This is a genomic window from Cryobacterium sp. Y82 (assembly GCF_002929495.1).
In the GTDB taxonomy this organism is placed as follows: domain Bacteria; phylum Actinomycetota; class Actinomycetes; order Actinomycetales; family Microbacteriaceae; genus Cryobacterium; species Cryobacterium serini.
In genome coordinates, this window is sequence record NZ_PJJJ01000023.1 from 60398 (window position 1) to 83344 (window position 22947).

At 63.1% G+C, this 22947-nt stretch carries 23 protein-coding genes and 2 pseudogenes; 8 read left to right on the top strand and 17 right to left on the bottom strand.

Annotation, left to right across the window (positions count from 1 at the left end; genetic code table 11):
• Window position 1: 1 nt before the first annotated feature.
• Both hutU and CXY70_RS02825 read right to left on the bottom strand, forming a co-directional pair.
• On the bottom strand, window positions 2-1672 hold the full coding sequence (gene hutU, locus CXY70_RS02820; RefSeq protein WP_104190873.1) for a urocanate hydratase: 1671 nt from the start codon (window positions 1670-1672) through the stop codon (window positions 2-4).
• Window positions 1673-1687: 15 nt separating this feature from the next.
• The gene (locus CXY70_RS02825) at window positions 1688-2494 is read right to left on the bottom strand and encodes a putative protein N(5)-glutamine methyltransferase (RefSeq protein ID WP_104190874.1); all 807 of its coding nucleotides are present in this window, start codon (window positions 2492-2494) and stop codon (window positions 1688-1690) included.
• 85 nt (window positions 2495-2579) lie between these two features.
• Here CXY70_RS02825 and CXY70_RS02830 point away from each other — a divergent pair, with 85 nt between their 5' ends.
• Window positions 2580-2852 (top strand): DUF2277 domain-containing protein, encoded by a 273-nt coding sequence (locus CXY70_RS02830; protein ID WP_104190875.1) that lies wholly within the window; start codon window positions 2580-2582, stop codon window positions 2850-2852.
• Between the two features lie 12 nt (window positions 2853-2864).
• Here the strand turns inward: CXY70_RS02830 and CXY70_RS02835 are convergent, their stop codons facing one another.
• On the bottom strand, window positions 2865-3302 hold the full coding sequence (locus CXY70_RS02835) for a hypothetical protein (RefSeq protein ID WP_104190876.1): 438 nt from the start codon (window positions 3300-3302) through the stop codon (window positions 2865-2867).
• A gap of 419 nt (window positions 3303-3721) precedes the next feature.
• On the opposite strand from CXY70_RS02835, the gene CXY70_RS02845 reads away from it, so the two are divergent.
• The 5 genes from CXY70_RS02845 (at window position 3722) to CXY70_RS02860 (ending at window position 10168) form a co-directional block, all read left to right on the top strand.
• Complete coding sequence (locus CXY70_RS02845) at window positions 3722-4573, top strand: alpha/beta fold hydrolase (RefSeq protein WP_104190878.1); 852 nt, start codon at window positions 3722-3724, stop codon at window positions 4571-4573.
• Between the two features lie 71 nt (window positions 4574-4644).
• Window positions 4645-5394: a hypothetical protein gene (locus CXY70_RS17470; protein ID WP_146066036.1), complete on the top strand. Its 750-nt coding sequence runs from the start codon at window positions 4645-4647 to the stop codon at window positions 5392-5394.
• The gene (locus CXY70_RS02850) at window positions 5324-7066 is read left to right on the top strand and encodes an Ig-like domain-containing protein (protein ID WP_158250892.1); all 1743 of its coding nucleotides are present in this window, start codon (window positions 5324-5326) and stop codon (window positions 7064-7066) included. The genes CXY70_RS17470 and CXY70_RS02850 overlap by 71 nt, the downstream gene beginning before the upstream one ends.
• Window positions 7067-7091: 25 nt before the next feature.
• A complete protein-coding gene (locus CXY70_RS02855; protein WP_104190880.1) occupies window positions 7092-8246 on the top strand; it encodes a threonine synthase in 1155 nt (384 codons plus the stop codon).
• A gap of 305 nt (window positions 8247-8551) precedes the next feature.
• Window positions 8552-10168, top strand: a complete 1617-nt coding sequence (locus CXY70_RS02860) for an isocitrate lyase (protein WP_104190894.1) — start codon at window positions 8552-8554, stop codon at window positions 10166-10168.
• 56 nt (window positions 10169-10224) lie between these two features.
• Here the strand turns inward: CXY70_RS02860 and CXY70_RS02865 are convergent, their stop codons facing one another.
• The 4 genes from CXY70_RS02865 to CXY70_RS02880 all read right to left on the bottom strand — a co-directional run bounded on the left by CXY70_RS02865 (window position 10225) and on the right by CXY70_RS02880 (window position 13011).
• Window positions 10225-11127 carry a DUF808 domain-containing protein gene (locus CXY70_RS02865; protein WP_104190881.1) on the bottom strand — a complete coding sequence of 301 codons (903 nt, stop codon included), beginning with the start codon at window positions 11125-11127 and terminating at the stop codon, window positions 10225-10227.
• Between the two features lie 414 nt (window positions 11128-11541).
• Entirely contained in the window at window positions 11542-11916 is a 375-nt protein-coding gene (locus CXY70_RS02870; protein ID WP_104190882.1) for a rhodanese-like domain-containing protein, read from the bottom strand.
• The gene (locus CXY70_RS02875) at window positions 11913-12374 is read right to left on the bottom strand and encodes a hypothetical protein (protein WP_146066037.1); all 462 of its coding nucleotides are present in this window, start codon (window positions 12372-12374) and stop codon (window positions 11913-11915) included. The genes CXY70_RS02870 and CXY70_RS02875 overlap by 4 nt, the downstream gene beginning before the upstream one ends.
• Before the next feature lie 61 nt (window positions 12375-12435).
• Entirely contained in the window at window positions 12436-13011 is a 576-nt protein-coding gene (locus CXY70_RS02880) for a hypothetical protein (protein WP_233205707.1), read from the bottom strand.
• Window positions 13012-13127: 116 nt separating this feature from the next.
• Here CXY70_RS02880 and CXY70_RS02885 point away from each other — a divergent pair, with 116 nt between their 5' ends.
• The gene (locus CXY70_RS02885) at window positions 13128-13418 is read left to right on the top strand and encodes a metal-sensitive transcriptional regulator (protein WP_104190884.1); all 291 of its coding nucleotides are present in this window, start codon (window positions 13128-13130) and stop codon (window positions 13416-13418) included.
• A 15-nt stretch (window positions 13419-13433) separates the two neighbouring features.
• On the opposite strand, the gene CXY70_RS02890 is transcribed toward CXY70_RS02885, so the two are convergent.
• The 3 genes from CXY70_RS02890 to CXY70_RS02900 form a co-directional block, all read right to left on the bottom strand.
• Complete coding sequence (locus CXY70_RS02890) at window positions 13434-14198, bottom strand: sulfite exporter TauE/SafE family protein (RefSeq protein WP_104190885.1); 765 nt, start codon at window positions 14196-14198, stop codon at window positions 13434-13436.
• A complete protein-coding gene (locus tag CXY70_RS02895; protein ID WP_255412004.1) occupies window positions 14195-14764 on the bottom strand; it encodes a rhodanese-like domain-containing protein in 570 nt (189 codons plus the stop codon). Before CXY70_RS02895 ends, CXY70_RS02890 begins: the two co-directional genes overlap by 4 nt.
• Before the next feature lie 183 nt (window positions 14765-14947).
• The gene (locus CXY70_RS02900) at window positions 14948-16324 is read right to left on the bottom strand and encodes an MBL fold metallo-hydrolase (RefSeq protein WP_104190886.1); all 1377 of its coding nucleotides are present in this window, start codon (window positions 16322-16324) and stop codon (window positions 14948-14950) included.
• A 124-nt stretch (window positions 16325-16448) separates the two neighbouring features.
• Here CXY70_RS02900 and CXY70_RS02905 point away from each other — a divergent pair, with 124 nt between their 5' ends.
• Entirely contained in the window at window positions 16449-16805 is a 357-nt protein-coding gene (locus tag CXY70_RS02905) for a co-chaperone YbbN (RefSeq protein WP_104190887.1), read from the top strand.
• Window positions 16806-17281: 476 nt separating this feature from the next.
• Here CXY70_RS02905 and CXY70_RS02910 read toward each other — a convergent pair whose 3' ends face one another.
• The 7 genes and pseudogenes from CXY70_RS02910 to CXY70_RS02935 form a co-directional block, all read right to left on the bottom strand.
• Window positions 17282-17704 carry a DUF302 domain-containing protein gene (locus tag CXY70_RS02910; protein ID WP_104190888.1) on the bottom strand — a complete coding sequence of 141 codons (423 nt, stop codon included), beginning with the start codon at window positions 17702-17704 and terminating at the stop codon, window positions 17282-17284.
• A gap of 47 nt (window positions 17705-17751) precedes the next feature.
• A complete protein-coding gene (locus CXY70_RS02915) occupies window positions 17752-19266 on the bottom strand; it encodes a multicopper oxidase family protein (RefSeq protein WP_104190889.1) in 1515 nt (504 codons plus the stop codon).
• The gene (locus CXY70_RS02920; protein WP_104190897.1) at window positions 19266-19517 is read right to left on the bottom strand and encodes an SHOCT domain-containing protein; all 252 of its coding nucleotides are present in this window, start codon (window positions 19515-19517) and stop codon (window positions 19266-19268) included. The genes CXY70_RS02915 and CXY70_RS02920 overlap by 1 nt, the downstream gene beginning before the upstream one ends.
• Before the next feature lie 119 nt (window positions 19518-19636).
• Window positions 19637-19957, bottom strand: a complete 321-nt coding sequence (locus tag CXY70_RS18200) for a multicopper oxidase domain-containing protein (RefSeq protein WP_233205709.1) — start codon at window positions 19955-19957, stop codon at window positions 19637-19639.
• A pseudogene (locus tag CXY70_RS18205) lies at window positions 19899-20099 on the bottom strand (multicopper oxidase domain-containing protein); the annotation flags it as partial. The pseudogene CXY70_RS18205 and the gene CXY70_RS18200, both read right to left, overlap by 59 nt.
• A gap of 264 nt (window positions 20100-20363) precedes the next feature.
• Window positions 20364-21218, bottom strand: a pseudogene (locus CXY70_RS02930) (MFS transporter); the annotation flags it as partial.
• A gap of 315 nt (window positions 21219-21533) precedes the next feature.
• Window positions 21534-22523: an HAD-IC family P-type ATPase gene (locus CXY70_RS02935; protein WP_199183355.1), complete on the bottom strand. Its 990-nt coding sequence runs from the start codon at window positions 22521-22523 to the stop codon at window positions 21534-21536.
• Window positions 22524-22947: the final 424 nt, after the last annotated feature.

Here is a 22947-nt window from a genome sequence, read left to right on the forward strand (position 1 = left end):
CTCAGTCTTCCCACATGGGTACGCGCAGACCGCGCTCGCGGGCCACCTCCTCGGCCCGCTCGTAGCCCGCATCGACGTGCCGCATGACCCCGGTGCCCGGGTCGTTGGTGAGCACGCGTTCGATCTTTTCGGCGGCCAATGCGGTGCCGTCGGCGACGATGACCTGCCCGGCGTGGATGCTGCGGCCGATTCCCACACCGCCCCCGTGGTGAATAGAGACCCAGGTCGCGCCCGACGCGGTGTTGAGCAATGCGTTCAGCAGCGGCCAGTCGGCGATCGCATCGGAACCATCTTTCATGTCCTCGGTCTCGCGATAGGGCGAGGCAACCGAGCCGGAGTCGAGGTGGTCGCGGCCGATCACGATCGGCGCGCTCAGTTCACCGGAGGCGACCATCGCGTTGAACTTCAGCCCGGCGAGGTGCCGTTCCTGGTAGCCGAGCCAGCAAATGCGCGCCGGCAGCCCTTCGAACTGCACCTTGTGCTGGGCTTTGGTGATCCAGCGGTGGAGCCCGGCATCGTTGGGAAACAGCTTGAGAATGGCCCTGTCGGTGGCCGCAATGTCGGCCCGGTCACCGGACAGCGCCACCCACCGGAAGGGGCCTTTGCCCTCGGCGAACAACGGACGAATATAGGCGGGCACAAACCCCGGAAACTCGAAAGCTCGCTCGTAGCCGCCGAGCTTCGCCTCGGCGCGGATGGAGTTGCCGTAGTCGAAGACCTCGGCGCCGGCATCCTGAAATTCGACCATGGCCTGCACCTGCTTGGCCATCGCGGCCCGGGCGCGCACGGTGAATTCTTCGGGGTTCTCGGCCGCATAAGCGTGCCACTGTTCGACGCTGACGCCCTCGGGCAGATAGGAGAGCGGATCGTGCGCGCTGGTCTGGTCGGTGACGATGTCAATCGGCACCCGGCGGGCCAGCAAGTCAGCAAACACGGTCGCGGCATTGCCGATCAGGCCGACGGAGAGGGCGCGGCGTTCCGACTTGGCTGCGAGCACTCGGTCGATCGCCTCGTCGATATCGTCGGTCATCTCGTCGAGATAGCCGTGGTCGACCCGGCGTTGCAGTCGCGCCGGGTCAACGTCGACAATGAGCACGACACCGTCGTTCATGGTGACGGCGAGCGGCTGCGCGCCACCCATACCGCCCGCGCCACCGGTCAACGTGAGGGTGCCGGCCAAGGTGCCCTTGAATCTTTTCGTGGCAACGGCGCCGAAGGTTTCGTAGGTGCCCTGCAGAATGCCCTGGGTACCGATATAGATCCACGATCCGGCGGTCATCTGCCCGTACATGGTGAGCCCGAGGTGCTCGAGCCGGCGAAACTCGGGCCAGGTCGCCCAATCGCCGACGAGGTTGGAGTTGGCGATGAGTACGCGTGGCGCCCACTCGTGGGTGCGAAAGACGCCGACCGGTTTGCCGGACTGCACGAGCAGGGTTTCGTCCTTCTCCAGCGTTTCCAAGGTGCGTACGATCGCGTCGTAGCACTCCCAGGTGCGGGCGGCTTTGCCGGTGCCGCCATAGACGACGAGGTCATCGGGCCGCTCGGCGACCTCCGGGTCGAGGTTGTTCATGAGCATGCGCAGTGGCCCCTCGGTCTGCCAGCTCTTCGCGGTGAGTTCGGTGCCGCGTGCGGCGCGAACGGGGCGTGCGGTGTGGGTGGTGCTCGTCGTCATGCGTATCTCCCTCGATTACAGACTTACCCGATCACTGAGATTATCCGCCCACGACACCGGCAGGCCGATGACTAGCGTCGAGTCCAGATCCTCGTTTCGCAGAACGCGGGGGAGCAGACCGCTTTCGGCGAAGATCCCGGCCGTCTGTGCGCCTTGGCGTTGCCCGGTTTCGATGAGCAAACATCCGCCGGGTGATAGCCACGGTGCTACGGCGGCGGCAATGCGGCGCTGAACATCGAGACCGTCGTCGCCGCCATCGGCCGATGCGGGCGGCTCGTGGGCGCGGGCTTCCAGGGGCATTAGCTTGATCTCATCGGTCGGCACGTAGGGCGCGTTCGCCACGACGATGTCAACCCGACCCAGAAGCATTGCGGGCAGCGGCGCAAATAGGTCCCCCTCGAACACCTCCCCGCGGTTCGCCACATTGCGGCGGGCGCAGGCAACGGCGATCGGATCAATATCGACTGCATACAGTCGCGCATCCGGCAACGTGGTGGCCAGCGCCATGGCCACCGCGCCCGATCCGCAGCAAAGATCGACAATGACCGCCTCGGATCGGCAGAGTTCCAGTGCCTGTGAGACCAGAAACTCGGTGCGCCGACGCGGCACGAACACACCCGGATCGAGCAAAATATGCAGGCCGCAGAACTCGGCCCAGCCCAGAATCTGCTCGAGAGGTAATCCGGCGAGGCGCCGGTCGATCATGGCGTTGAGCTCGTCCGGCGACTGCTGAACTGAGAGCAACAGCTCGGCCTCCTCCTCGGCGAAGACACAACCGGCAGCGCGCAGCCGCCTGATCAGGTCGGCCGTGGGTGCTGGCATGGACGTCTCCTGTCGAAGCCGGCGAAGCAGGGGCATCCTACGCCCGGGCATTGAAGGGTGCGCAAGCCTTGATTACCCTGAAGGCATGTGCCGAAACATTCATGTCCTAAGCAACTTTGAACCCGCCGCGACCGACGACGAGGTGCACGCAGCCGCGCTGCAGTACGTGCGCAAGATCAGCGGAGCGACGCACCCGTCGAAGGCCAATGAGGAGGCTTTCGACCGCGCGGTGCACGAGATCACTCACATCTCCCAGCACCTGCTCGAAGACCTCGTGAGCGCCGCACCGCCCAAAAACCGGGAGATCGAGGCGGAGAAGGCCAAAGCGCGCTCGCAGAAGCGTTTCGCTGCGGCTTAGCGGCTTAGCGGCTTAGCGGCTGAGCCGTTCTGCGTAGAGCACCATGACGGCCGCGACGACGCTGGCCGCCGCACCGAACGCCACGCCGAATGCGATGGTGATGCCGGCATACAGTCCGTCGTCCAGCAGCGAGAGCACAGCCGCGACGGCCACGGACAGCATCACCACACCGCCCATCGCGCCCAATGCGGCTACGGTGACTCGCCGGCGCCGCGATTTGGCTAGGTGCCGATCGGCAATCGCCACTGCGGCGAGTCCGCCCAGTAGCGCGACAGCCCCGATGACGAGGCCAATCACCCCGTAGCTCGCCATGGAACGCACGACGAACCAGAACCGAAATTCGGTTTCTCCACTGCCGGCGTTGGTCATCACGACCGCCACGCCCGCCGCGAGGAGAAACCCCACGAACGGGGCAAACACCGCGATGCGCCAGTAGCGCCGAATAACCATGTGCCCACCCTACGGTCTAGAAGTCCACCCAGCCGCTGGGGAACGCATGCTCAACTCGTTCCGGGCGGGCGGGCGGGCGGGCGGGTGCGTTTGCGTCGCTCAGCCCGGCAGACCAGAATCGCGGCCACGATGCCCGCCACACAAGCGAGTACCNGGCCACGATGCCCGCCACACAAGCGAGTACCACGCTGAATATGACCAGCAGGTAGGTCCAACCGCCGTCTCCAATCATCTCCTACACAATCGCCAACACGATCCCCTCACTCAGCACGCCGCCGGCCGCACCGAGAGCGGCCAGGACCGTGCGAGTGTCCGATGATTTCGTGAGGTGCCGGATCGAGGCAGCCGACCAGAACGAAGCCGCCGATCAGCGCGGGTGTCACCGACGATGCTGCGCCCGAGCGGCCTACTCTGGTCACATGGCATCCCCACGCGATTTGCTCCTGTTCGATGGTCGCACGCTGCGAGTGCACGACAGTGCCGATGCTCACAGTCCAGCGGATGCCTTCACAGTGCTTTGGCATCACGGCTCGCCCCAGACCGGGGCACTGCTCGAGCCGTTGGTGGTAGCGGCGGCCGCGCGGGGCATCCGTCTGTTGGCGTATGGGAGGCCCAGCTACGGCGGATCGACCGGGCAACGCGGGCGCAGCGTCGCTTCGGCAGCGGCCGACGTGGTGCAGTTGGCCGATCAACTCGGCCTTGACCGGTTCGCCGTGATGGGAGCGTCGGGCGGGGGACCGCACGCACTGGCCTGCGCCGCGCTGCTGCCTGAGCGAGTGTCGGCCACGGCGTGCCTCGCGAGCCTGGCCCCGCTGCAAGCCGACGGCCTCGACTGGTTCGACGGTATGGCGTCCGACGGTGAGTCGCTGCGCGCTGCGATGGTCGGCCGGGCCGCGCGAGAAGAATACGAACTGACGGCCGAATTCGACCCCGAGAGCTTTGTTGATCGGGACTATGCGGCGCTGGCGGGCACGTGGGCATCCTTGGGAATAGATGTCGGTCTCGCTTCCGCCGCAGGAACCGAGGGTCTCGTCGATGACGACCTGGCCTTCGTCCAGCCGTGGAGTTTCAGCGTTTCCGACATCGTGACCCCTGTGCTGTATGCGCAGGGGGGTCGGGACCGTGTGGTGCCGCCCGCGCACGCTACCTGGCTGCTGCAGAACACGCCGGAGGCGGAGTTGTGGCTGCGGCCTCGAGACGGGCACATTGCCGTTCTGGATGCCTGCGCGGTCGCGATGGATTGGCTGCGCGAGCACTCCGCAGATTTCTGAAACCTTGTCGGGTCGGATGAACCGCATTATGGTGACGATCACGTCGCGGCCAGCATTGGAAGGACACGAGGATGAAATTCGTTCGTGCTCCGATGCCGTCCCGCGTCATTCGTCGAACACTCGGCGTGCTCGCCCTGGGTCCCATGATTGCCACCCCGTTGACTGTACTGCCGACCAATGTCGCTGATGCTTCCAGTGTGCCCGCCTCAACGACGGGTATCGTGCAGACCGCCCCCGACCTGGCCGAACTCTGCGCCCGCCTGAAGATCACGGTCGCCAAGACCACCCTGTGCAGCCACGGACCCGACCCCGTCGACGCTTTCGGCGGTGCGGCCAAGCTGAAGCAGAGATCCGCTCTGGAGGAGCGGCGTGTGGCCGCCGCTCCGGCGTCGGAACTGACCGCGCTGTGCAGCGCGGGCGGGGTGAGCGGCAAGCGCATCGGGGTGATCTACGGCGTACCGCAGGATCGCACCAACCGGTTCGCCGAAATGCTGGCCCCCCTGCGTGACATCACGCGGCAGGTCAACAACAACCTCGAGGCAGCGGATGCCGCCACCAGCCAGAATTACCGCTTTCTGTGCACGAATGGTGCCGATGTGACGGTGCGCAACGTGACAATGGCACCGGTCGGAGCGGATGGCACGTTCACCTTCGACGACTATGTGGTCAGCATGCAGAACCAGGTCGAGTCGAGCCTCGGCCCGGTGAATTACGTCGCGGCCGCGCTATTCCATGTCGGCTTATCTGGACATGACTGTGATCGCCCACGAGATTGGTCACAACATCGGCGCCGTGCAGGATTCGGCGCCGCACTCCATTAAAGGAGGCCATTGCTTCGACGAGGACGACCTCATGTGTTACGACGACGGAGGCCCCTATTTCACCCTCGGGGGCCGGCTGACCTTCACCTGTGCGGGGCTCGCCTCGGCCGTCGACTGTCACAGCGAGGATTACTATTACCCGGGCACGCCGCCCGTGTCGAGCTATCTCGCCACCCACTGGAACACGGCCAACAGTGGATTTCTGACGCCGGTCGTGGCTGTGAGCCCACCACCAGTACCCACCGAAGTCCACGCTATCGCCGGTGACGCGCGGGTGTTTGTATCGTGGGTGGGGACGGGGCCGACCGACTCCTACCAGGTGGTCTTGCGCGGTGTGAATGCCGACGAATTCTACTGGAGCGGTACGGATAAGACGACCACGTTTAGCAATCTGGTCAACGGCCAGACCTACGCCATCACTTTGCGCGCGTTCACCGCGAGTGGGACCAGCGCTGTGGTTTCCCCACCGAATACGGTGACACCCCAGGCAGCGACCATTCGCGAACCCTTCACTTCGACGGCTGCGAACTTCACCGAAATCCACGGCGGCACCTGGACTGTCGCGTCGGGCCGGTACTCGCTCACCGCTCCGTCATCTATAGCCGTGCCGAATGCCAACCTCGCCCTCCAGAAGACAGTCATGGCCGGAAATTTCTCCGTCATGGCCACCGGATCGACCGTCGCAACTTCGTCGCCTTGGAACGATTTCTCGGGCATTTTTGACTACCAGAATGCCTCCAACTACTATTTCGTGAACTTCAGCGAAAGGCAGTATGCCGCGAGCAACGGTCTGTTTCGCGTCGTGAACGGCACCGCTACCCAGATCGCCGACATCGCCACGACCATCACGGCCGGAACCTACTACTCCATTCGCATCGAACGGCAAGGTTCGGCCATCCGTGTTTTTCGTGGCACAGTCCTGGTTGCCAAGGCGACGGACTCTACGTTCGCCGGCGGTAAGGTCGGCTTTGGCAGCAAGAACGATGCGGCCAAGTTCGACGACCTCATCGTGACCGGAACTGACAGCGATACGATACGTCCCACGGTTGTGACGAAGTTTCCGGTGAGTCTGGCTACGCGGGTGGCACTGACGGCAAACCCGACGGTCACGTTCAGCGAGGATATGCAGGGAGTATCGACGACGACGATGCGTATCAAGGATCCCGCCGGCAGGGTTTTGCCGGGCACGGTGAGCTACCGCACAGGTACGCGGATCGCGACGCTCTATCCCACAACTGTGTATACACCCGACACGAAATACGCTGTCAGCCTGACCGGGGGAGTCTTGGCGATCCGTGACGCAGCGGGCACTCCGCTCGCGTCGACCGGGTGGAGCTTCACGACCTGGCCGGCGCCCACGATCACCGTCCGTACCCCGGCCAGCGGGGCCACGGGCGCCAGTCGTACCGCGAGCGTCTCGGCGACGTTTAGTGAGGGGATGGCCGGAGTCGCTGCAGCCACTTTCACGCTGAAGAATGCTGTGACCGGCGCTCCGATCGCCGGCGTTGTGTCACGTAGTGGCACGACCAACACGTGGATCCTGAACCCTAGTTCCACGCTCGCGGCCAGGACCAGCTTCACCGTCACGGTTACTGGCGGTACCGCGATGGTGCGTGACCTGGCTGGCAACCCCGTCTCGACGAGCACCTGGAAGTTCACCACGGGAAGTTAGTGGCGGGGCAAGTTAGTCTGAAGCGATGCCAGCTTTACCTGACCTTGTCTGCTCCGAGTGCGCTGCAATCTACCCGGTAGAGAGCCTCACCTGGAAGTGCAGCTGCGGCGGTATCCTGGACGTGGTCGATTTGGCGCTGACGATGGATGCCGCGGCTCTGCCCGGCCGCGCTGCTTCGCTCTGGCGTTACACGGAAGCCCTGCCGATCGCGGTAGACCCTACGGTCACCCTGGGGGAGGGTTTCTCGCCCCTCGTGCCCTCCCGCGCGCTCCCTCACGTGCAGCTCAAGCTCGACTTTCTGCTGCCGACGCTTTCGTTTAAAGATCGCGGCGCGGTCGTGCTCGCGACCCTCGCCAAACGGTTGGGCGTCACACGGGCCATGGTTGACAGCAGCGGAAACGCCGGCACGGCGATGGCCGCCTACTTCGGTCGGGCCGGCATCAGCTGCACGGTCTACGTTCCAGAATCCACCTCGCTTGGCAAACTCGCGCAAATGCGCGCGCACGGCGCGACGGTTGAGCTGGTATCGGGTTCGCGGGCGGACACCTCCGCGGCGGCCCTGCAGGCGGCGGGGCAGGACGGCGTTATGTACGCGAGCCACGTCTACCACCCGTACTTTCTGCACGGCGTGAAAACGTACGGCTACGAGATCTGGGAGCAACGCGGGCGCTCGCTGCCCGAGACGGTGGTGGTTCCGGTCGGCAACGGAACAATGCTGCTCGGCTGCTACCTTGCCTTCAGCGAGCTGGTGGCCGCGGGTCTTGCCGAGCGGATGCCGCGGCTCTGCGCGGTGCAGGCATCCGCTTGTTCGCCGCTCGAACAGGCCATGGCGCAGGGGCTTGACGCGCCCGTGGCCGCTCAGAACGGCGCCACGATCGCGGAGGGCATCGCCATCGCGGCCCCGCCGCGGGGCAAACAGATCCTGGCGGCTGTGCGTGCCACCGGCGGCACCATCGTCTCCGTCACCGACCAGCAAACCGTGGCTGCACGCCAGGAGCTCGCAGACGAAGGACTCTTCGTCGAGCCGACCTCGGCGGTCTCGTACGCCGCTGTGCGAGCCGCGGTCGACCAGACGTTCGACGCCGCCAGCCCCACCTGGGCGGTCGCCGCGAGTCTGCTCACGGCCGGATCGGTGGTCGTGCCGCTGTGCGGTGCCGGCCTGAAATCGCCAGCACGGTGAACGACTTCCCCCTGTGTCCCGCCTGCGGCACCGAGATGATGGAGGATGGCGTCGACACCGCTGAAGGTCTCGAATCCTGTCATCGGTGCCCACGATGCCGGCTGGTTATCCTGGTACCCGGCCTGTGGCCGGAATAGGTGAATTCCTAGCGAATAACTTTTCATTTGCAGAAGAATCGTGTTTCTTCTGCGCAACTTTCCCGAGAAGACCAGTTGTTCTTGCGCCAATCTGGGTTTAGCAGCCGATACCGGCCAGTTGAGTCAGTTGTCCCGGCTCAGCCCAACTCATACGTCGAAGGAATGAACATGACTGTGTACCAGAAAGACATCGACGGCATCGAAGCCCTCAAGCAGCAGGTCGGAAGCAGCTGGGACGCCATCAACCCCGAGTCGGTCGCCCGTATGCGGGCCCAGAACCGGTTCAAGACCGGCTTGGAGATCGCTCAGTACACCGCAGACATCATGCGCAAGGATATGGGGGAGTACGACGCTGACTCCTCGATCTACACCCAGTCGCTCGGCGTCTGGCACGGGTTCATCGGTCAGCAGAAGATGATCTCGATCAAGAAGCACCTCAAGACCACCAATAAGCGCTACCTGTACCTGTCCGGTTGGATGGTTGCCGCGCTGCGCAGCGAATTCGGTCCGCTCCCCGACCAGTCCATGCACGAGAAGACGGCCGTTCCCGCACTCGTCGAGGAGCTATACACCTTCCTTCGCCAGGCGGATGCCCGCGAACTGGACCTGCTCTTCACCGCCCTCGACAACGCCCGCATCGTCGGAGACGACGAGAAGATCACCCGCCTCCTGGCACAGATCAACGCCTTCGAGACCCACGTCGTGCCGATCATCGCCGACATCGACGCTGGTTTCGGAAACCCCGAAGCCACCTACCTCCTGGCCAAGAAAATGATCGAGGCCGGCGCCTGCGCCATTCAGATCGAAAACCAGGTCTCCGACGAAAAACAGTGCGGTCACCAGGACGGCAAAGTCACGGTTCCCCACGAAGACTTCATCGCCAAGATCAACGCCGTTCGGTACGCGTTCCTCGAGCTCGGCATCGAAAACGGCATCATCGTGTCCCGCACCGACTCGCTCGGTGCCGGCCTCACGCAGAAGCTCGCCGTGACCTACACGCCCGGGGACCTGGGCGACCAGTACAACTCTTTCCTCGACGTGGACGAGATCACCGAGGCCGACCTCGGTAACGGCGATGTCGTCATCAAGCGGGGCGGCAAGCTTTTGCGCCCGAAGCGCCTGGCCAGCAACCTGTTCCAGTTCCGCGCCGGAACCGGCGAAGCGCGCTGCGTGCTCGACAGCATCACGTCGCTGCAGAACGGTGCCGACCTGCTCTGGATCGAGACCGAGAAGCCGCACATCGGCCAGATCGCGGCCATGATGAACGAGGTTCGCAAGGCCATCCCGAATGCCAAGCTGGTCTACAACAACAGCCCGTCGTTCAACTGGACCTTGAATTTCCGTCAGCAGGCATACGACGCACTCCTCGCCGAGGGCAAGGACGTCTCCGCATACGACCGCGCCAAGCTCATGAGCGTCGACTACGACGAGACCGAACTGGCCCTCAACGCTGACGAGAAGATTCGTACCTTCCAGCGTGACAGCTCGAAAGAGGCTGGTATCTTCCACCACCTCATCACCCTGCCGACGTATCACACAGCCGCGCTTTCAACGGATGACCTGGCCAAGGGCTACTTCGCCGACCAGGGCATGCTCGCCTACGTCAAGGGCGTGCAGCGCCGCGAAATTCGCGAGGGAATCGCCACGGTCAAGCACCAGAATATGTCCGGTTCTGACCTGGGTGACAACCACAAGGAGTATTTCGCCGGCGATGCCGCGCTGAAGGCTGGCGGTGTTAACAACACGAGTAACCAGTTCGACGAACCGGCTCTGAGCAGCCACTGACTCCAACGGAGTGAATAACGAAGAAGCCCCAGTCAATCGACTGGGGCTTCTTCGTGTCAGATAAGTTCGGACAAATCGCCGGCTGGCCCGTTCTGCTTGAGCAGACGCGAAATTCCAAAAACGATTGCGACAATGATCAGACCAAAAACAAGGCCGAACACGGCCGATAAGGCAGTGTCGATGACCCAGATGACGATGGGTCCGGCAGCTTCGACGGCCTGGGTGGCTGCGTGCAGCACGTCGTAAGGCGCGTGCCAGAACGTGTCGGCCAGGTTTGCGATCACCAGGTGGCCGCCGACCCACAACATAGCGACCGTCCCGATGATGCCAATCACCCGGAACACGGTGGGCATTGATTGCACGATGCTTGCGCCGGTGCGTCGCAGCCATCGTGCTGAGTTCTCCATCAACGTCAGTCCGACGTCGTCGATCTTGACCAGCAACGCGACCGCGCCGTAGACCAGCACCGTCATGCCGAGCCCGATCACCACTAGAGCGCCGAGCGTCATCCAGATCTCGAAATCAGGATTAAGGCCTGCCAGCGAGATGAGCATGATCTCTGTGCTGAGGATGAGATCGGTGCGAATAGCACCGAAGATGAGCTTGCGCTCATCCCGCGCTTCAGTCTTGTCAGCCTTATGGTGAACGCCGAACCATTCGGTGACTTTCTCGGCACCCTCGAAGCACAGGTATGTGCCGCCAAGGATCAGTAACCACGGCAACACCCACGGCGCGAATGCTGAGAGGAGTAGTGCCAGCGGGATGATGATGATGAATTTGTTGAACAGGCTGCCCAGCGCGATCCGCCAGACAACGTGAAGCTCGCGCGCCGGTGAGAGCCCCTGGACGTACTGCGGGGTCACGGCAGCATCGTCGATGACGACTCCCGCCGTTTTCGCGCTCGCTTTGAGGGCAGCGGTGAGTATGTCATCGACTACGGCGAGCAGGCCAACCGACATCTGGTTCTCCTTGGATCGGGGCGTCGTCCTGATTCAGGGCGACGGCATTGGTATCCACGATACTGCGCTGCACGAACGGGCGATTTCTGTGCACGGGGACGATCAACAAACGGTCGATTTCGGGCACCGCCCTCACCAGCGTCTAACGCCGGATCAACAAGATCTATTGGTAGTTAGCGAAGAACTTGGCGACGCCCACGGTTGGTTAGAAATTTGAGCGGGGTGTGCAGGTGCAGCGTTGACTCGTTGGGACGTCGGCCATAACCTCGTCGACGTGCATGCCACAGCCGGCCCAAGTGATTTTTCCGCAATTGTCGCATCGTATGGGACTGCACAAAATGACTCCTTAGTTGGTCAAGCTGAACTCCTCAGTATACCCCATGGGGTATGCTCTCACTAGGGCACAGGTGAAGCTCATTTGTCGACGACGATGGCCAGTCCTGTGGCGGCAGACGCGTCCGTGACGCCGCCAGCATCGGTCAGCGTGGCGAACCCGAGGTCGCCCATGCGGGTGACGGCTGCAGCGGATCGGTTTCCGGTCGCGCAGTAGATGATGTAATCCCCGTCGATTGGCAGTGCCGTGATCAGCGTGTCGAAGTCCGGAGATTGCACGTCTATGTTGACGGCGTCCTGAAGGTGTCCACCGACATATTCTGGTGCGGTGCGCACATCGATGATGACCGTGCTCGAGGTGACAGCGATGGAGGGCGCCGGCGCGGGGCTCGCGCAGGCGGCCATGCTGAGCAGTGCCGCTATGGCAATTGTGATGGCGGTGAATGGTTTCTTCATGGCTGAGTCTCCTGAACGGTGCGTGATGAGGGTGGCGGTGTGATCAGCTTGAGGGTGACTTTTCGGGAGCGAGGGAACAAAGGCGTGCAGGTGGCGCAGACTTCACCGTCAGTGGAATCTGACGATTTACTGCGGGTAGTGGCTCGGCGTTCGCTGGTCAGTCGTTCGCGCAGGGCCCAGATCAACAGGGTGAGGGCGGCAGCGGCCAGGAGAGGGCGAGCAGCACCACTCACGACCGGGTCGAGGGAGCGGACTTCGGTGGTCAGATAGAGCGCAACCAGACCCAGAGCCGGCCACCGCGCGTCACAGCGAGTTGCGTCGGCGCCGATGGGGGTGCCGATAAAACTAGCAACGATCAAGCCGATCAGACTCGCTCCAAGGGCAGTAGCCGCGACCGTCCACCAGGGCGCTCCACCTGCGCCACCCGCACTGGGTGCGTAGCCGGTGGCAAGAGTCATGAACGCGCCTACGGTAACGGCGACCACGATCATCCAGCGTCGCGCGGGCCAGGCTCTGAGGTCAGTGAACACGCTCGACAACTTCCGCCTCAGCATCGGCCCGAGCGGGAAGCCGGCAGGAGTTTTCTCGAGTCATGCGCGCATACAGAGCCCAGCCGAGCAAAATAATCGACGCGGCGGCCAGATACGGCTGGACCGGTTCGAAGAAATGCATCGCTCCGGTTGTCCCGAGAGCGAGGAGAACTAATTTGTTGCAAACGGGGCATCCCACCGCGAAAAACGTTACCAGCCAGCCGGCCATGCCCGCCCGTCCGGCCGCGCGGCCGAATGAAGCGCCTTCCGGGGGTGCCACATAGGTGGCGGTGACCAGGCCCGCTAAGACCGCGCTGAGAATGAGCACCGGCCACGACCACGCGGTCGGTTGGATCTCTCTGGAAAAGAATGGCGTGTCAATCAAGTCCGTCGGGATGGCAATGAAGACCACCGTAAATAATGCTGTCGCCAGGGCGACCCACCAGCGACGGGCGGGCCAGCGACGCAGGTCCGCGCCGAGCCCGGCCAGCGTGCCGCGCCACGGGGCACGCCGTGATGATTCGTCCCTGCTGGTGCGCTGGTCACGCATTTGAATAGCCCTCATTTACTTTTCATGGTGAAACGCTTGCTGTCATATTTCAGTATACTGATACCCTAAGGGGTATTTTACTCCCCAGTAAAACCAGCCGCGCATCCGCCTATCAACAGGAGTACACCCCTATGGGAACTACCGAACCCGCGACCCACGCCAGCGATGACCTGCGCAAGACCCTTAATCGACTCAAGCGTGCACAGGGGCAACTCGGCGCCGTCATCACCGCCGTCGAGTCCGGCGCTGATTGTCGTGCCGTGGTCACCCAGCTGGCTGCCGTCTCGAGCGCCATTGACCGGGCGGGGTTCACGATCATCTCGTCGGCAATGAAGGAGTGTCTCATTGACGGCGGTGCCGATGGAGAAAAAAAGCAGCTCAGTGTCAATGAGCTTGAAAAACTTTTTCTCTCCCTCGCCTGATCCCGCTCGCGGTTGCTAGCCCACGAGGGCGCGTACCGCGACGTACACGGCGATGCAGACCACAAGGATCGCGAAGCTCGTTTTGAGGACGCGATCGGGGAGCCTTCGGCCGAGTCTGCCCGCGATTAAGGATGCCAGCATGGCCGTTCCCGCAAAGGCGCCGGTGACGGCCCAGTCGATCTGCACGTCGCTCAGGTGGGCGCTGAAGCCGGCGACCGAATTGATGACGATGATCACGAGGGACGTGCCGATCGTGACGCCCATGGGGAGTCCGAGCACGAGGGCCAGTGCCGGAACAATCAGAAACCCGCCGCCGACGCCGAGCAGCCCGGTCAGGAACCCGACCACGGTGCCCGTGGCCAGCGCACGGGGCAGGCAACTGCGCCACCGGGTCTCGCCGCCGGGCAGCGCGCAGGGGCCAGTTGCAGCGGGGGTAGCAAAGAACATCCGCACACCGGCAATGACCATGATCGCGCTGAAAGCGATAAGCAGGAGCTGGGGGTCAACCAGCCGGTTTACGAGGGTGCCGAGGTAGGCGGTGGGGATTCCGGCGGCGCCGATGATGCCAGCCAGCCGCCAGTTCACGCCGGCGCGCAGCCGCGGGAGCACGGCGACCGCCGACGCCGCTCCCACGACGATCAGCGACGTTGGAATCGCCTCCTCGAGGGGCAACCCGACACCGTAGACCAATGCCGGAACGGCCAGGATTGACCCGCCCCCACCGATTAGGCCGAGGAGCGCACCGACGATCACTCCCAGAAGCAGCGCGGCCAGGATCATGCGTGCGGTGCCAGCTGAGCGAGGACATCGCTCTTCGTGGGCTCGGAAACCGGGCGGTTCCAGGGCATCCACGACAGAATTCGGCCCAGCGTGCAACTGTTGGTGGCGGCCGACACTGTGAGGCCGGCGCCGATGACGCCGGCGAGAAGACGGAACCGCGGATGGATAAACCTTCCGGCCAGCACGCTCGCCAAGACCAGGGATCCGGCCGTCATGCGTATCTGTCGATCCATGGCCCACGTGGAGCGGCCGGTGACGATATCGCCGCCGGCCGCGGCATAGCTCGCGACGCCACCGGTCAACACTCGAGCATCGGTCAGGCCAGCGGCGTCAAGATTCTTTCGCGCTTCTTCAGCGCGTCGACCCGACTGGCACACCAGCACAACCCGGGAGGCCATCTGCGCCGCAAACTCTTCAGTGTGTTCTTTGAGCAGGTGGAGCGGCACGTGATAGGAACCCCGGATATGCCGGGTTTCAAACTCGGAGCCATCCCTCACATCGATGATCATCAGGTCGTCATGATTGAGAACCCATCGGTGGACTTCGTCTGCCTCGATCGGTGGCAAAGTAGGGCTGACGGTGCGCGTGGTGTCAGAGATAGTAGATCCGTTTCAGTTTGGTGCGGGAGCGGAGCGATCCTAGGCAGCCTTGCGGCCTGCCACGCGGCCTTCCACTGAGGCATGCCGCTGACGATCGTGTCTGCCGTGAAGCCAGCTTTGGTTAGGTGTTCAGCCGCGGCGTTATCTCTATCAGGCTTTCACTGAATACTGGGCGGCCCATGCGTTGTAGCCGCCGATGAGGTCGGTGACGTCCGAATGGCCAAGGCCCCGCAGGGCACTCGCGGCGACGCTCGAACGCCAGCCGCTGGCACAGTGGATGATCACTGGTCCGGCGGGCACTTCGGCGTGGCGCTCGCTCAGCTCGGCGAGGGGAATGTGCAGCGAGCCCGGGATCGCGCCCTGCTCGACCTCGCCGGGGTTGCGTACGTCGAGGATTGTGGCGGCGGAGTGTCGGCGCAGAGCCTCGAAGCCGTTAAGACCGACCCGCGCACCGACCTGCACCAGCGGGCCGAGGTCGGTGAACGCCTGCACCGGGTTTGTCAGATATCCGGCGACCCGGTCGAAGCCGATACGGGTCAGCCGCATTCCGGCCTCGGCTTCGCGGCCGGAGTCGGCGATGATCACGATACTGTCGTCGTGCTGGATGATCATGCCGGCCGTCTCGGAGAAGCGACCGTCCAGTCCCACGTTGATGGATCCGGCCAGGTGCCCGAGCGCGAAGTTTTCGGGGCTGCGGGTGTCGAGAACGCGGGCTCCGTTTTCAACGGATCTGCGAACATCCGTCAAGGTGAGCGGTGCCAGTTCGCGGGTGGAACCGATGATTTTGTGCGCGGTGCGGTTGATCATCGCGTCAACGGCGAAATAGCCGGGGATTGCCGGCTGACCGCTGCGGATCATTGTCACGAAGTCGTCTTCACTCATCGGCTGAACCGATGAGTTGGTGAGGCGCTGGTTGCCCATGGTGGATTCGAGCTCATCGGAGAGGTTCTTGCCGCAGGCGGAACCAGCACCGTGCGCGGGGAGAACACGTACCGCATCAGGCAAAGCGAGAAGCGTCGTGTGGATCGACGCGTACAGGGCGCGGGCCAGTTGGTCGGGATCGGCGCCGACGGATGCGGCCAGGTCGGGACGGCCCACGTCACCGATGAAGAGGGTGTCGCCGGTAAGGACGGCGTGGGGCACGGCGTCGCCGGCGTGTTCACGAACGACGATGCTGATGGACTCCCAGGTGTGCCCGGGGGTGTCGAGAATTTCCAGTTCCACTTCACCGAGCGAGATTTTCTCACCATTGGCCAGGTGACGGATCTCGTACTCGGCCTCGGCGCGGGCCCCGTAGCCGATCCACGCGCCAGTGGCTGCGGCCAGCTCGAGGTGACCGGCGACGAAGTCAGCGTGGAAATGCGTGTTGATTACGCCGACGATGGTCAGGTTGTTCGCCTGGGCATCAGCGAGGTATTCGTCGATGTCGCGCCGAGGGTCCACGACAACGGCTTGACCGCTCGTCTCATCAGCGACGAGGTACGAACCATGGGACAAACAGTTGAGGTAGTACTGGGTCAAAATCATCGTGGCCTCCAAAGATCGGGGCCCACCACGCCGACACGAATGGGGCGTGTAGTGGGTATGCGCCTCAGTCTCGCACATACCCCGTACGGTATGCAAGATACCCCTAAGGGTATAGGCTTTGTGTATGGCTACTATCGATCTCACCGAGACCACCTTTGACGCGACCATTACCCAGAGTCCCATCGTGCTGGTTGATTTCTGGGCCGCATGGTGCGGCCCGTGTCGCAGTTTCGCCCCGACCTTCACCGCGGCATCTGAAAAACACCCCGAAATCACCTTCGGAAAAGTCGACACCGAAGCCGAACAGGGATTGGCCGCAGCCGCCGGCATCCGCTCCATCCCCACGCTGATGGCATTTCGGGACTCCGTACTCGTCTTCTCCCAGCCGGGCGCCCTGAACGCAGCCAGCCTGGAAGAGCTCATTACCGGTGTCGAGAACCTCAACATGGACGACGTGCGCGCCAGTATCGCCGCCAGCTAAGCCTCACGCTTCTTAAAAAACCGCAAGACCGCTCACAGCAGGGTCACATGAACGCATCCCTGGCTTCGCGTAGATAGAATACTCCCCGGGGTATAATTATTTTAGCAGTCCACCTTATTGAATGGAGATTTATTATGTGTCGTTCCGTCACCTGCAAAGTGTGCCAAAAGACAACGTGGGCGGGCTGCGGTCAGCACGTTGATCAGGTCATGCGCGGTGTGCCACGCAACCAGCAATGTGCCGGGCACGTTAAAGAAAAGTCGACTGGCTCCTTCTGGTCCCGGCTACTCGGGCGCTAACGCTGGTAACTGCTCCTGCTCTCGAGGCTTGACAGCGCACGGCCGGGGGCGAGGATATCCTCGTTCCGCGGTCGGGTATGTGCGCAGCCGTCATGTCAGAAAGAGCGCCGCCGCGCATTGTTTTGCGCAGCATCAGCGACACGGTCCTCACCGTGCTCTGGCGGGCGAGAGTGCGTATTAGTTGCTGCTGCTTTCTCCTTGGAGAGCGGCTAGCGCGGCGAGAAGGCGTTCATCGGCTTGATCAGCAACGTTCTGTATCCCTGAGGACTTGCTGAGCTGGACTATGGTTTGCGGGTTGATAGCTTGAATCGTGGTCGTATTCGCTGAGGGGCTGCGTCGGATGACGACGTTACACGGAAGTAGCAAGCCCATGTCGGGCTCTGCGGTGAGTGCTTGTTCGGCCAGGGCCGGATTGCAGGCGCCCAAGATCAGGTAGTCGCCCAGTGCCTGCGCGCTTTCCACGCCGAGTTTCGTTTCGAAGGTCGCGTGGACATCGATTTCGGTAAGAACGCCGAATCCCTGGTTGGCGAGTTCTTTGCGCACTCTGGAGACTGCTTGTTCGTAGGGCAGCGAGACCGTGATGGTGTGTGCATAGTTCATTGGTTTCTCCTGATTTATTTTTCTGAGTTAATGGTTGGTGACCACTGTTAGTTTGCGGTGATGACGCCCATCATGCCGCTGTCTTCGTGGTCGAGGATGTGGCAGTGGTACACGGTACGTCCGCTGAAGTCGTCAAACGCGATGCGCACGCGCACAGTGCTGTGTGCCGGGATGTTCACGACGTCCTGCCACATGATGGTTTTGACGGGTTGGCCTGACTGTTCGATGATCTGCATCGGCCACACGTGCAGGTGCATGGGGTGATCGAGCCGGCTGGTATTTGTTAGCAACCAGTCCTCCACGCTGTCGAATTGCACTGTCGTGTCGATCCGGGTGGCATCAAATACCTGGCCGTTGATCGTGGCTGACATCATTCCGCCACCCATTCCTCCGCCTATACCGCCCTCCATGTCTCCGCCCATTCCGCCGCCCATATTCCCGCCCATTCCCATCGCGAAGATGAACTCGCGTCGGGCGGTTACGGTAGCCGTGCGAAGGTCACGTGGAACGGGTTGGCCGGGTATAGCGGCGACCGCGGCGATGGTGTCACCGGCCACCGTGAGTGTCGCCAGCGCGATGTCGGCGGCGGCAGTGGAGCTTCCGCGACCCATCATCATTCCGCCGGACATGCCTCGGTCGTAGGCGTGGGCACGCAGTACGGAGGTGCCGGCTATGCCGGTGACGACAAGGTCGGCCCGGTTCCCAGGGGCCAGCACGACCTCGTCGACGTCGCGCGCGGCTTCGAAACGTCCGGAGTCGATTCCGAGAAGGGACATAAGCTGCCCGTCAAGGCGCAGCCGCAGGTAGCGGGACACGCAGGCATTGATGATGCGCCAGCGTTCCCGTTCGCCAGGGCGGGCAGTCATGCTGGGGGAGAGTTGGCCGTTGACGAGGACGAGGTTTCCCTCGCGTCCAGACATTTTCTCCATCGCTGTGGCGGCCGGAATTGTTCCCATAGAATCGAGGGTGATGTCGGAGATGACGAGGACGCGTTCCCGGCTGGCCGGGATGGGGTCAGGGTCTTCAACGATGATGGCGCCGTAAAGCCCGCCAAATACCTGATCGGCTGCGAAACCGTGGTGGTGCGGGTGATACCAGTAGACGCCCGGCGGGTGATTGGCGGGCAGCTCGTATTGGTAATCAAAGGAGTCGCCGGCTGCGACGGTGATGAACATGTTGTCGCTGTTATTCTCGGGCGAGACGTGGAGTCCGTGCACGTGCAGGTTGCTGGGGTCTGCCAGACCATTGCGTAGGCTCACGCTGAGGGTATCTCCCGCTCGAATGCGCAGTGTGGGGCCGGGCACGCCACCGTTGTAACTGAGCGCTCGTACGTCACGGCCAGCGATGGTCACCTGTTGGGGTGAAGACTCGAGGTCAACGGTGAGAGTGCCGTTGACGCTTTGGAGCACCGGGGGTTCCATGAGGTCGCTCCCGGACGGAGATGCCGGTGACGTAGTTGATGCGACCCGTTGATTGACGAAGAAACCCGTTCCACCTACAGCTGTGCCTGCAATTCCCACTCCACCGAGGATCAGGGCGCTGCGGCGACTGAGATTGGGCACTACCGGCCCTCCTCGAGCACCCGAAGCTGATCACGGAGCTGCTCCGCTGTGAGCTCCCCTCGAGCGAAACGCTCCTCAAGAATTTGCCTGGCACTGGCCGAATCAGCTTGTCTCGGAGCGGATCGCGTGTCATCGCTCGCGGATTTGTTCGACAGTAAACGCACAATGACATAGATGAGCACGGCGACGCCTGCAAGAGCCAGCAGGCCGAATCCCCAGGACCACCCCATTGTTCCGTTGTCCCACATCATGATGTAGTTCCTCTCGTTATTCGTGACCACTTGATTATACCTCTAGGGGTATCTTTTTCAGCTGGATATCAGCAACACACATTTAGATCAAATTGACGACCGGAGTTGGGGTCGGCACGCTAACGCACGTAGGAGAACAGTCCGATCATGCCGCGTTCAGCGTGGTACGCGTTGTGGCAGTAGGCGATCCATTGTCCGGGGTTGTCGGCGTCGAATTCGAAGGTGACCTTTTCCTTCGGGCGGACGATTACGGTGTCTTTGCGGGGGCCGTTGTTGGTCAGTTGGAAGCTGTGTCCGTGCAGGTGCGTACAGCAAAGGCTCGCGCGGGTCCTCGAGGATGAGCGCGCCGGAGAGGCCGCGTTCGCGTCGCATGTCGACGTGTGAGTGATACCAATAGGTGCCGGGCTTGTTGAGCCAAAATTGATAGTCAAAGTTGGCACCCAGTTTGATTGCGGGTTGGGTGACAACGGGAACGCCGTCGGCGTCATTGCGCAGAGCCGGGCCGTGCCAGTGCACACGCGTCGATTCCGCGAGCGTATTGGTGACCGGGACATCGAGCGTGTCCCCGGCTTTCGCGCGCACAACGGGCCCGTTGAGTGCTCCGTTGCACCCCCAGATACTGAGCGCGATACCGGCGACGGACGTGTCAAAAACCCCGGCGCTGAGCTTCTGTGTGGGGCAACGTGGGTCGACCGTCGCGTCCCGCTGTCACGGCCGATGATTCGGTGTCGCGAATGGGTGCTGACGGGGTCCAGACGCGGGCGGCAGTAGCCGCTGCTGCCGTTCCCAGCACGGCCAGCACAAGGGCCGTCGGGGCGAGGCCGAGCTGGGCGCCGGGCACTCGCAGCCGAGCAGCATGACGCGTCGGTCGGCGAAGCGGTCGAGTACCCGTGGCAATGCCAGTGCGACCAGCATCGACCCGAATCCGTCACACGCTAGGGCGATCGCAAAGGCGGACTGGGCGCGACCAAAGTGGCTCTGCACGAGCACGACGGTGTTCACGATGACCATGCCGGTCGAGGCGGCTACGACCATATTCATCGCGCGCAAGGCCCGCAGTTCCGGCGTGCGCCCAAAGACGCGGACGCCGCGGGTGAGGCGCTCCCAAAAGGGCGCCGGAACGGATGCCCGGTGGGCCGGCAGCGTGGCCGAGAGCACGAGCAGGGCGGAGCCGACGAATCCGACCAACGTTCCTACGAATAGGGAATAGTAGCTGATCACGGTCAATAGCGCGGCGGCCAGAATCGGGCTCAGCAATGACTCGAGGTCATACGCCAATCGGGAGAGCGACAAGGCCCGGGTGTACTCACTTTCCTCCGGCAGAACCTCCGGAATCAGAGCTTGAAATGCCGGGGTGAAGGTTGCCGAGGCAGCCTGCAGCACGATGATGAGTACATAAATCTGCCAGGCCTCGGTGACGAACGGTAGCGAAAGTGCGACGATCGCGCGGAGCACATCCGCTGAAACGAGCAGGGTCTTTCACGGCACGTGAGCGGTGAGTGCGGAAATCACCGGGGCGATGCCGACATAGGCGAGCATCTTGATGGTCAGTGCGATACCGAGCACGATGCCGGCGTCGCCGCCGGCCAAATCGAACGCGAGTAGGCCCAGGGCAACGGTGAGCATTCCGGTACCGATGAGCGCCACGATCTGCGCACCGAACAGTCGGCGATAGGTTCGGTTGCGCAAGACCTCAAGCATGACGGATCTCCTCCGGGGCGGTCGCCACCTGTTCTAGCGCGCGGTTCGGAGTCCGGGCCTGGCGCCATGCCTTTGTGCGAAGGAGTCGCAGACCGTTGAGGGCGACGATCACGGTGGAACCCTCGTGGCCGGCCACGGCGAGGGGGAGGGGCAGCGTCGAGATGGTCCCAGGTCACGAGTACGGCTATGAAAGTCCCCGCGATGACGAGGTTGGCCACGACAAACCGGTGCGCCTTCCGCGAGAGTTCGATGACGCTCGGGATCGCGGCGAGTTCGTCACGAATGATGACGGCGTCGGCGGTCTCGAGCGCGAGATCAGAGCCGTGGCGTCCCATCGCGATGCCTACGCTGGCCGACGCGAGGGCGGGGGGCGTCGTTGACGCCGTCACCGACGATCAGCACCGGGATGCCGTCGCCCTCGAGCCTCCAGACGATGGCCGCCTTGTCTTCGGGGAGCAGGCGGGAGTGCACGTCGGTAATACCAGTGCGGGCCGCGATATCGGCCGCGGTGCGCTGGTTATCGCCGGTGAGTAGGTGGACTGGGTATTGGGTGATGGCCGCCGTTCGAGCGACCGCTATTGCGGCGTCCGGGCGGAGCGCGTCCTGCAAGGTCAGGGTCCCCGTGAGTTGGCCGTCGACTTGTCCGTCGACAATGCCTTGGACGCCCTGGCCGGGAATGGCCCGAAAATCACTCGCCGGGGTCACCGTTGTTTCGGCAGCGCGCACGACGGCGCGACCTAGGGGGTGCTCGCTGTGGTGCTCGACCGCAGCGGCGAAATTTAGCACCGCCTGTGCGCTACGCCCAGCAGCGGGGGTGACCTCGACGAGGATAGGAGCACTTTCGGTGAGGGTTCCCGTCTTGTCGAAGGCAACTATCTGAGTACGCCCCATCGCCTCCATTACGGTGGCGGACTTCACGAGGATGCCGTGGCGAGCGGCGTTGGCGATCGCAGCCAACAAGGGAGGCATCGTTGACAGGACGACCGCGCACGGGGAGGCGACGATCATGAACGTAATCGCGCGCAGGAGTGCGTCGCGAAAGTCCTCGCCGGACAGCAACGGCAGGGCGAAAACGACAAGGGTCGCGATGACCACGCCGAGCGAGTAACGCTGCTCGGCCTTCTCCATGAAAGGCGCACGGATCGACTTCGTCTCGGATGCTTCGGCAACGAGAGACACCAACCGGGCAATAACCGACTCGCTTGCCGGGCTCGTGATCTGTACAGTCAGGGCGCCAGTGCCATTGACAGTGCCGGAGAGCACGTGATGACCGGGCTCGCGGCGCACGTGTCCACCACTACTCATACACTGCCTGCCAGTTGTGGGCAGAATGTGGGCAGAACTCGAGTCGTCCGCCTGAGCGTCAGAACACGCGGGGTTGCGTCGTTCGCCCGCCGTGACGCGGGCGAACTTACGGCGGTGTGCGAAGCTCGACATGGGAAGGGGGAGCGTTGAATGGGCGGTGACCGTCTGCAGGTGATGCACTTGGCCGAAAATCGCGTTGCTGCCTGGCCTGATCGGCTGTATGTCGGCCTGAAGCTCGTCGGCGGCCCGCACTGAGTCGTCAGGCCGTCGAACCGTCAGCGCCGGTGCGCGGTAACGACGCAGCTGCCCCGGTTAGTGCTCTCCGCCGAGGTTGCCGGCGAGGCGGGAATGCAGTTCGTGGCTCGCCTCGTTCAATCCGTCGATGACGACGCGCTTGTCGTGCCGCTCATACTTGTAGGTGATG

Excerpts from the sequence above, each read along its gene's own strand:
- hutU (WP_104190873.1), bottom strand. The coding sequence starts at position 1,672 with ATGACGACGAGCACCACCCACACCGCACGCCCCGTTCGCGCCGCACGC.
- CXY70_RS02825 (WP_104190874.1), bottom strand. The coding sequence starts at position 2,494 with ATGCCAGCACCCACGGCCGACCTGATCAGGCGGCTGCGCGCTGCCGGT.
- CXY70_RS02830 (WP_104190875.1), top strand. The coding sequence starts at position 2,580 with ATGTGCCGAAACATTCATGTCCTAAGCAACTTTGAACCCGCCGCGACC.
- CXY70_RS02835 (WP_104190876.1), bottom strand. The coding sequence starts at position 3,302 with ATGGTTATTCGGCGCTACTGGCGCATCGCGGTGTTTGCCCCGTTCGTG.
- CXY70_RS02845 (WP_104190878.1), top strand. The coding sequence starts at position 3,722 with ATGGCATCCCCACGCGATTTGCTCCTGTTCGATGGTCGCACGCTGCGA.
- CXY70_RS17470 (WP_146066036.1), top strand. The coding sequence starts at position 4,645 with ATGAAATTCGTTCGTGCTCCGATGCCGTCCCGCGTCATTCGTCGAACA.
- CXY70_RS02850 (WP_158250892.1), top strand. The coding sequence starts at position 5,324 with ATGACTGTGATCGCCCACGAGATTGGTCACAACATCGGCGCCGTGCAG.
- CXY70_RS02855 (WP_104190880.1), top strand. The coding sequence starts at position 7,092 with ATGCCAGCTTTACCTGACCTTGTCTGCTCCGAGTGCGCTGCAATCTAC.
- CXY70_RS02860 (WP_104190894.1), top strand. The coding sequence starts at position 8,552 with ATGACTGTGTACCAGAAAGACATCGACGGCATCGAAGCCCTCAAGCAG.
- CXY70_RS02865 (WP_104190881.1), bottom strand. The coding sequence starts at position 11,127 with ATGTCGGTTGGCCTGCTCGCCGTAGTCGATGACATACTCACCGCTGCC.
- CXY70_RS02870 (WP_104190882.1), bottom strand. The coding sequence starts at position 11,916 with ATGAAGAAACCATTCACCGCCATCACAATTGCCATAGCGGCACTGCTC.
- CXY70_RS02875 (WP_146066037.1), bottom strand. The coding sequence starts at position 12,374 with ATGACTCTTGCCACCGGCTACGCACCCAGTGCGGGTGGCGCAGGTGGA.
- CXY70_RS02880 (WP_233205707.1), bottom strand. The coding sequence starts at position 13,011 with ATGAGGGCTATTCAAATGCGTGACCAGCGCACCAGCAGGGACGAATCA.
- CXY70_RS02885 (WP_104190884.1), top strand. The coding sequence starts at position 13,128 with ATGGGAACTACCGAACCCGCGACCCACGCCAGCGATGACCTGCGCAAG.
- CXY70_RS02890 (WP_104190885.1), bottom strand. The coding sequence starts at position 14,198 with ATGATCCTGGCCGCGCTGCTTCTGGGAGTGATCGTCGGTGCGCTCCTC.
- CXY70_RS02900 (WP_104190886.1), bottom strand. The coding sequence starts at position 16,324 with ATGATTTTGACCCAGTACTACCTCAACTGTTTGTCCCATGGTTCGTAC.
- CXY70_RS02905 (WP_104190887.1), top strand. The coding sequence starts at position 16,449 with ATGGCTACTATCGATCTCACCGAGACCACCTTTGACGCGACCATTACC.
- CXY70_RS02910 (WP_104190888.1), bottom strand. The coding sequence starts at position 17,704 with ATGAACTATGCACACACCATCACGGTCTCGCTGCCCTACGAACAAGCA.
- CXY70_RS02920 (WP_104190897.1), bottom strand. The coding sequence starts at position 19,517 with ATGATGTGGGACAACGGAACAATGGGGTGGTCCTGGGGATTCGGCCTG.
- CXY70_RS02935 (WP_199183355.1), bottom strand. The coding sequence starts at position 22,523 with ATGAGTAGTGGTGGACACGTGCGCCGCGAGCCCGGTCATCACGTGCTC.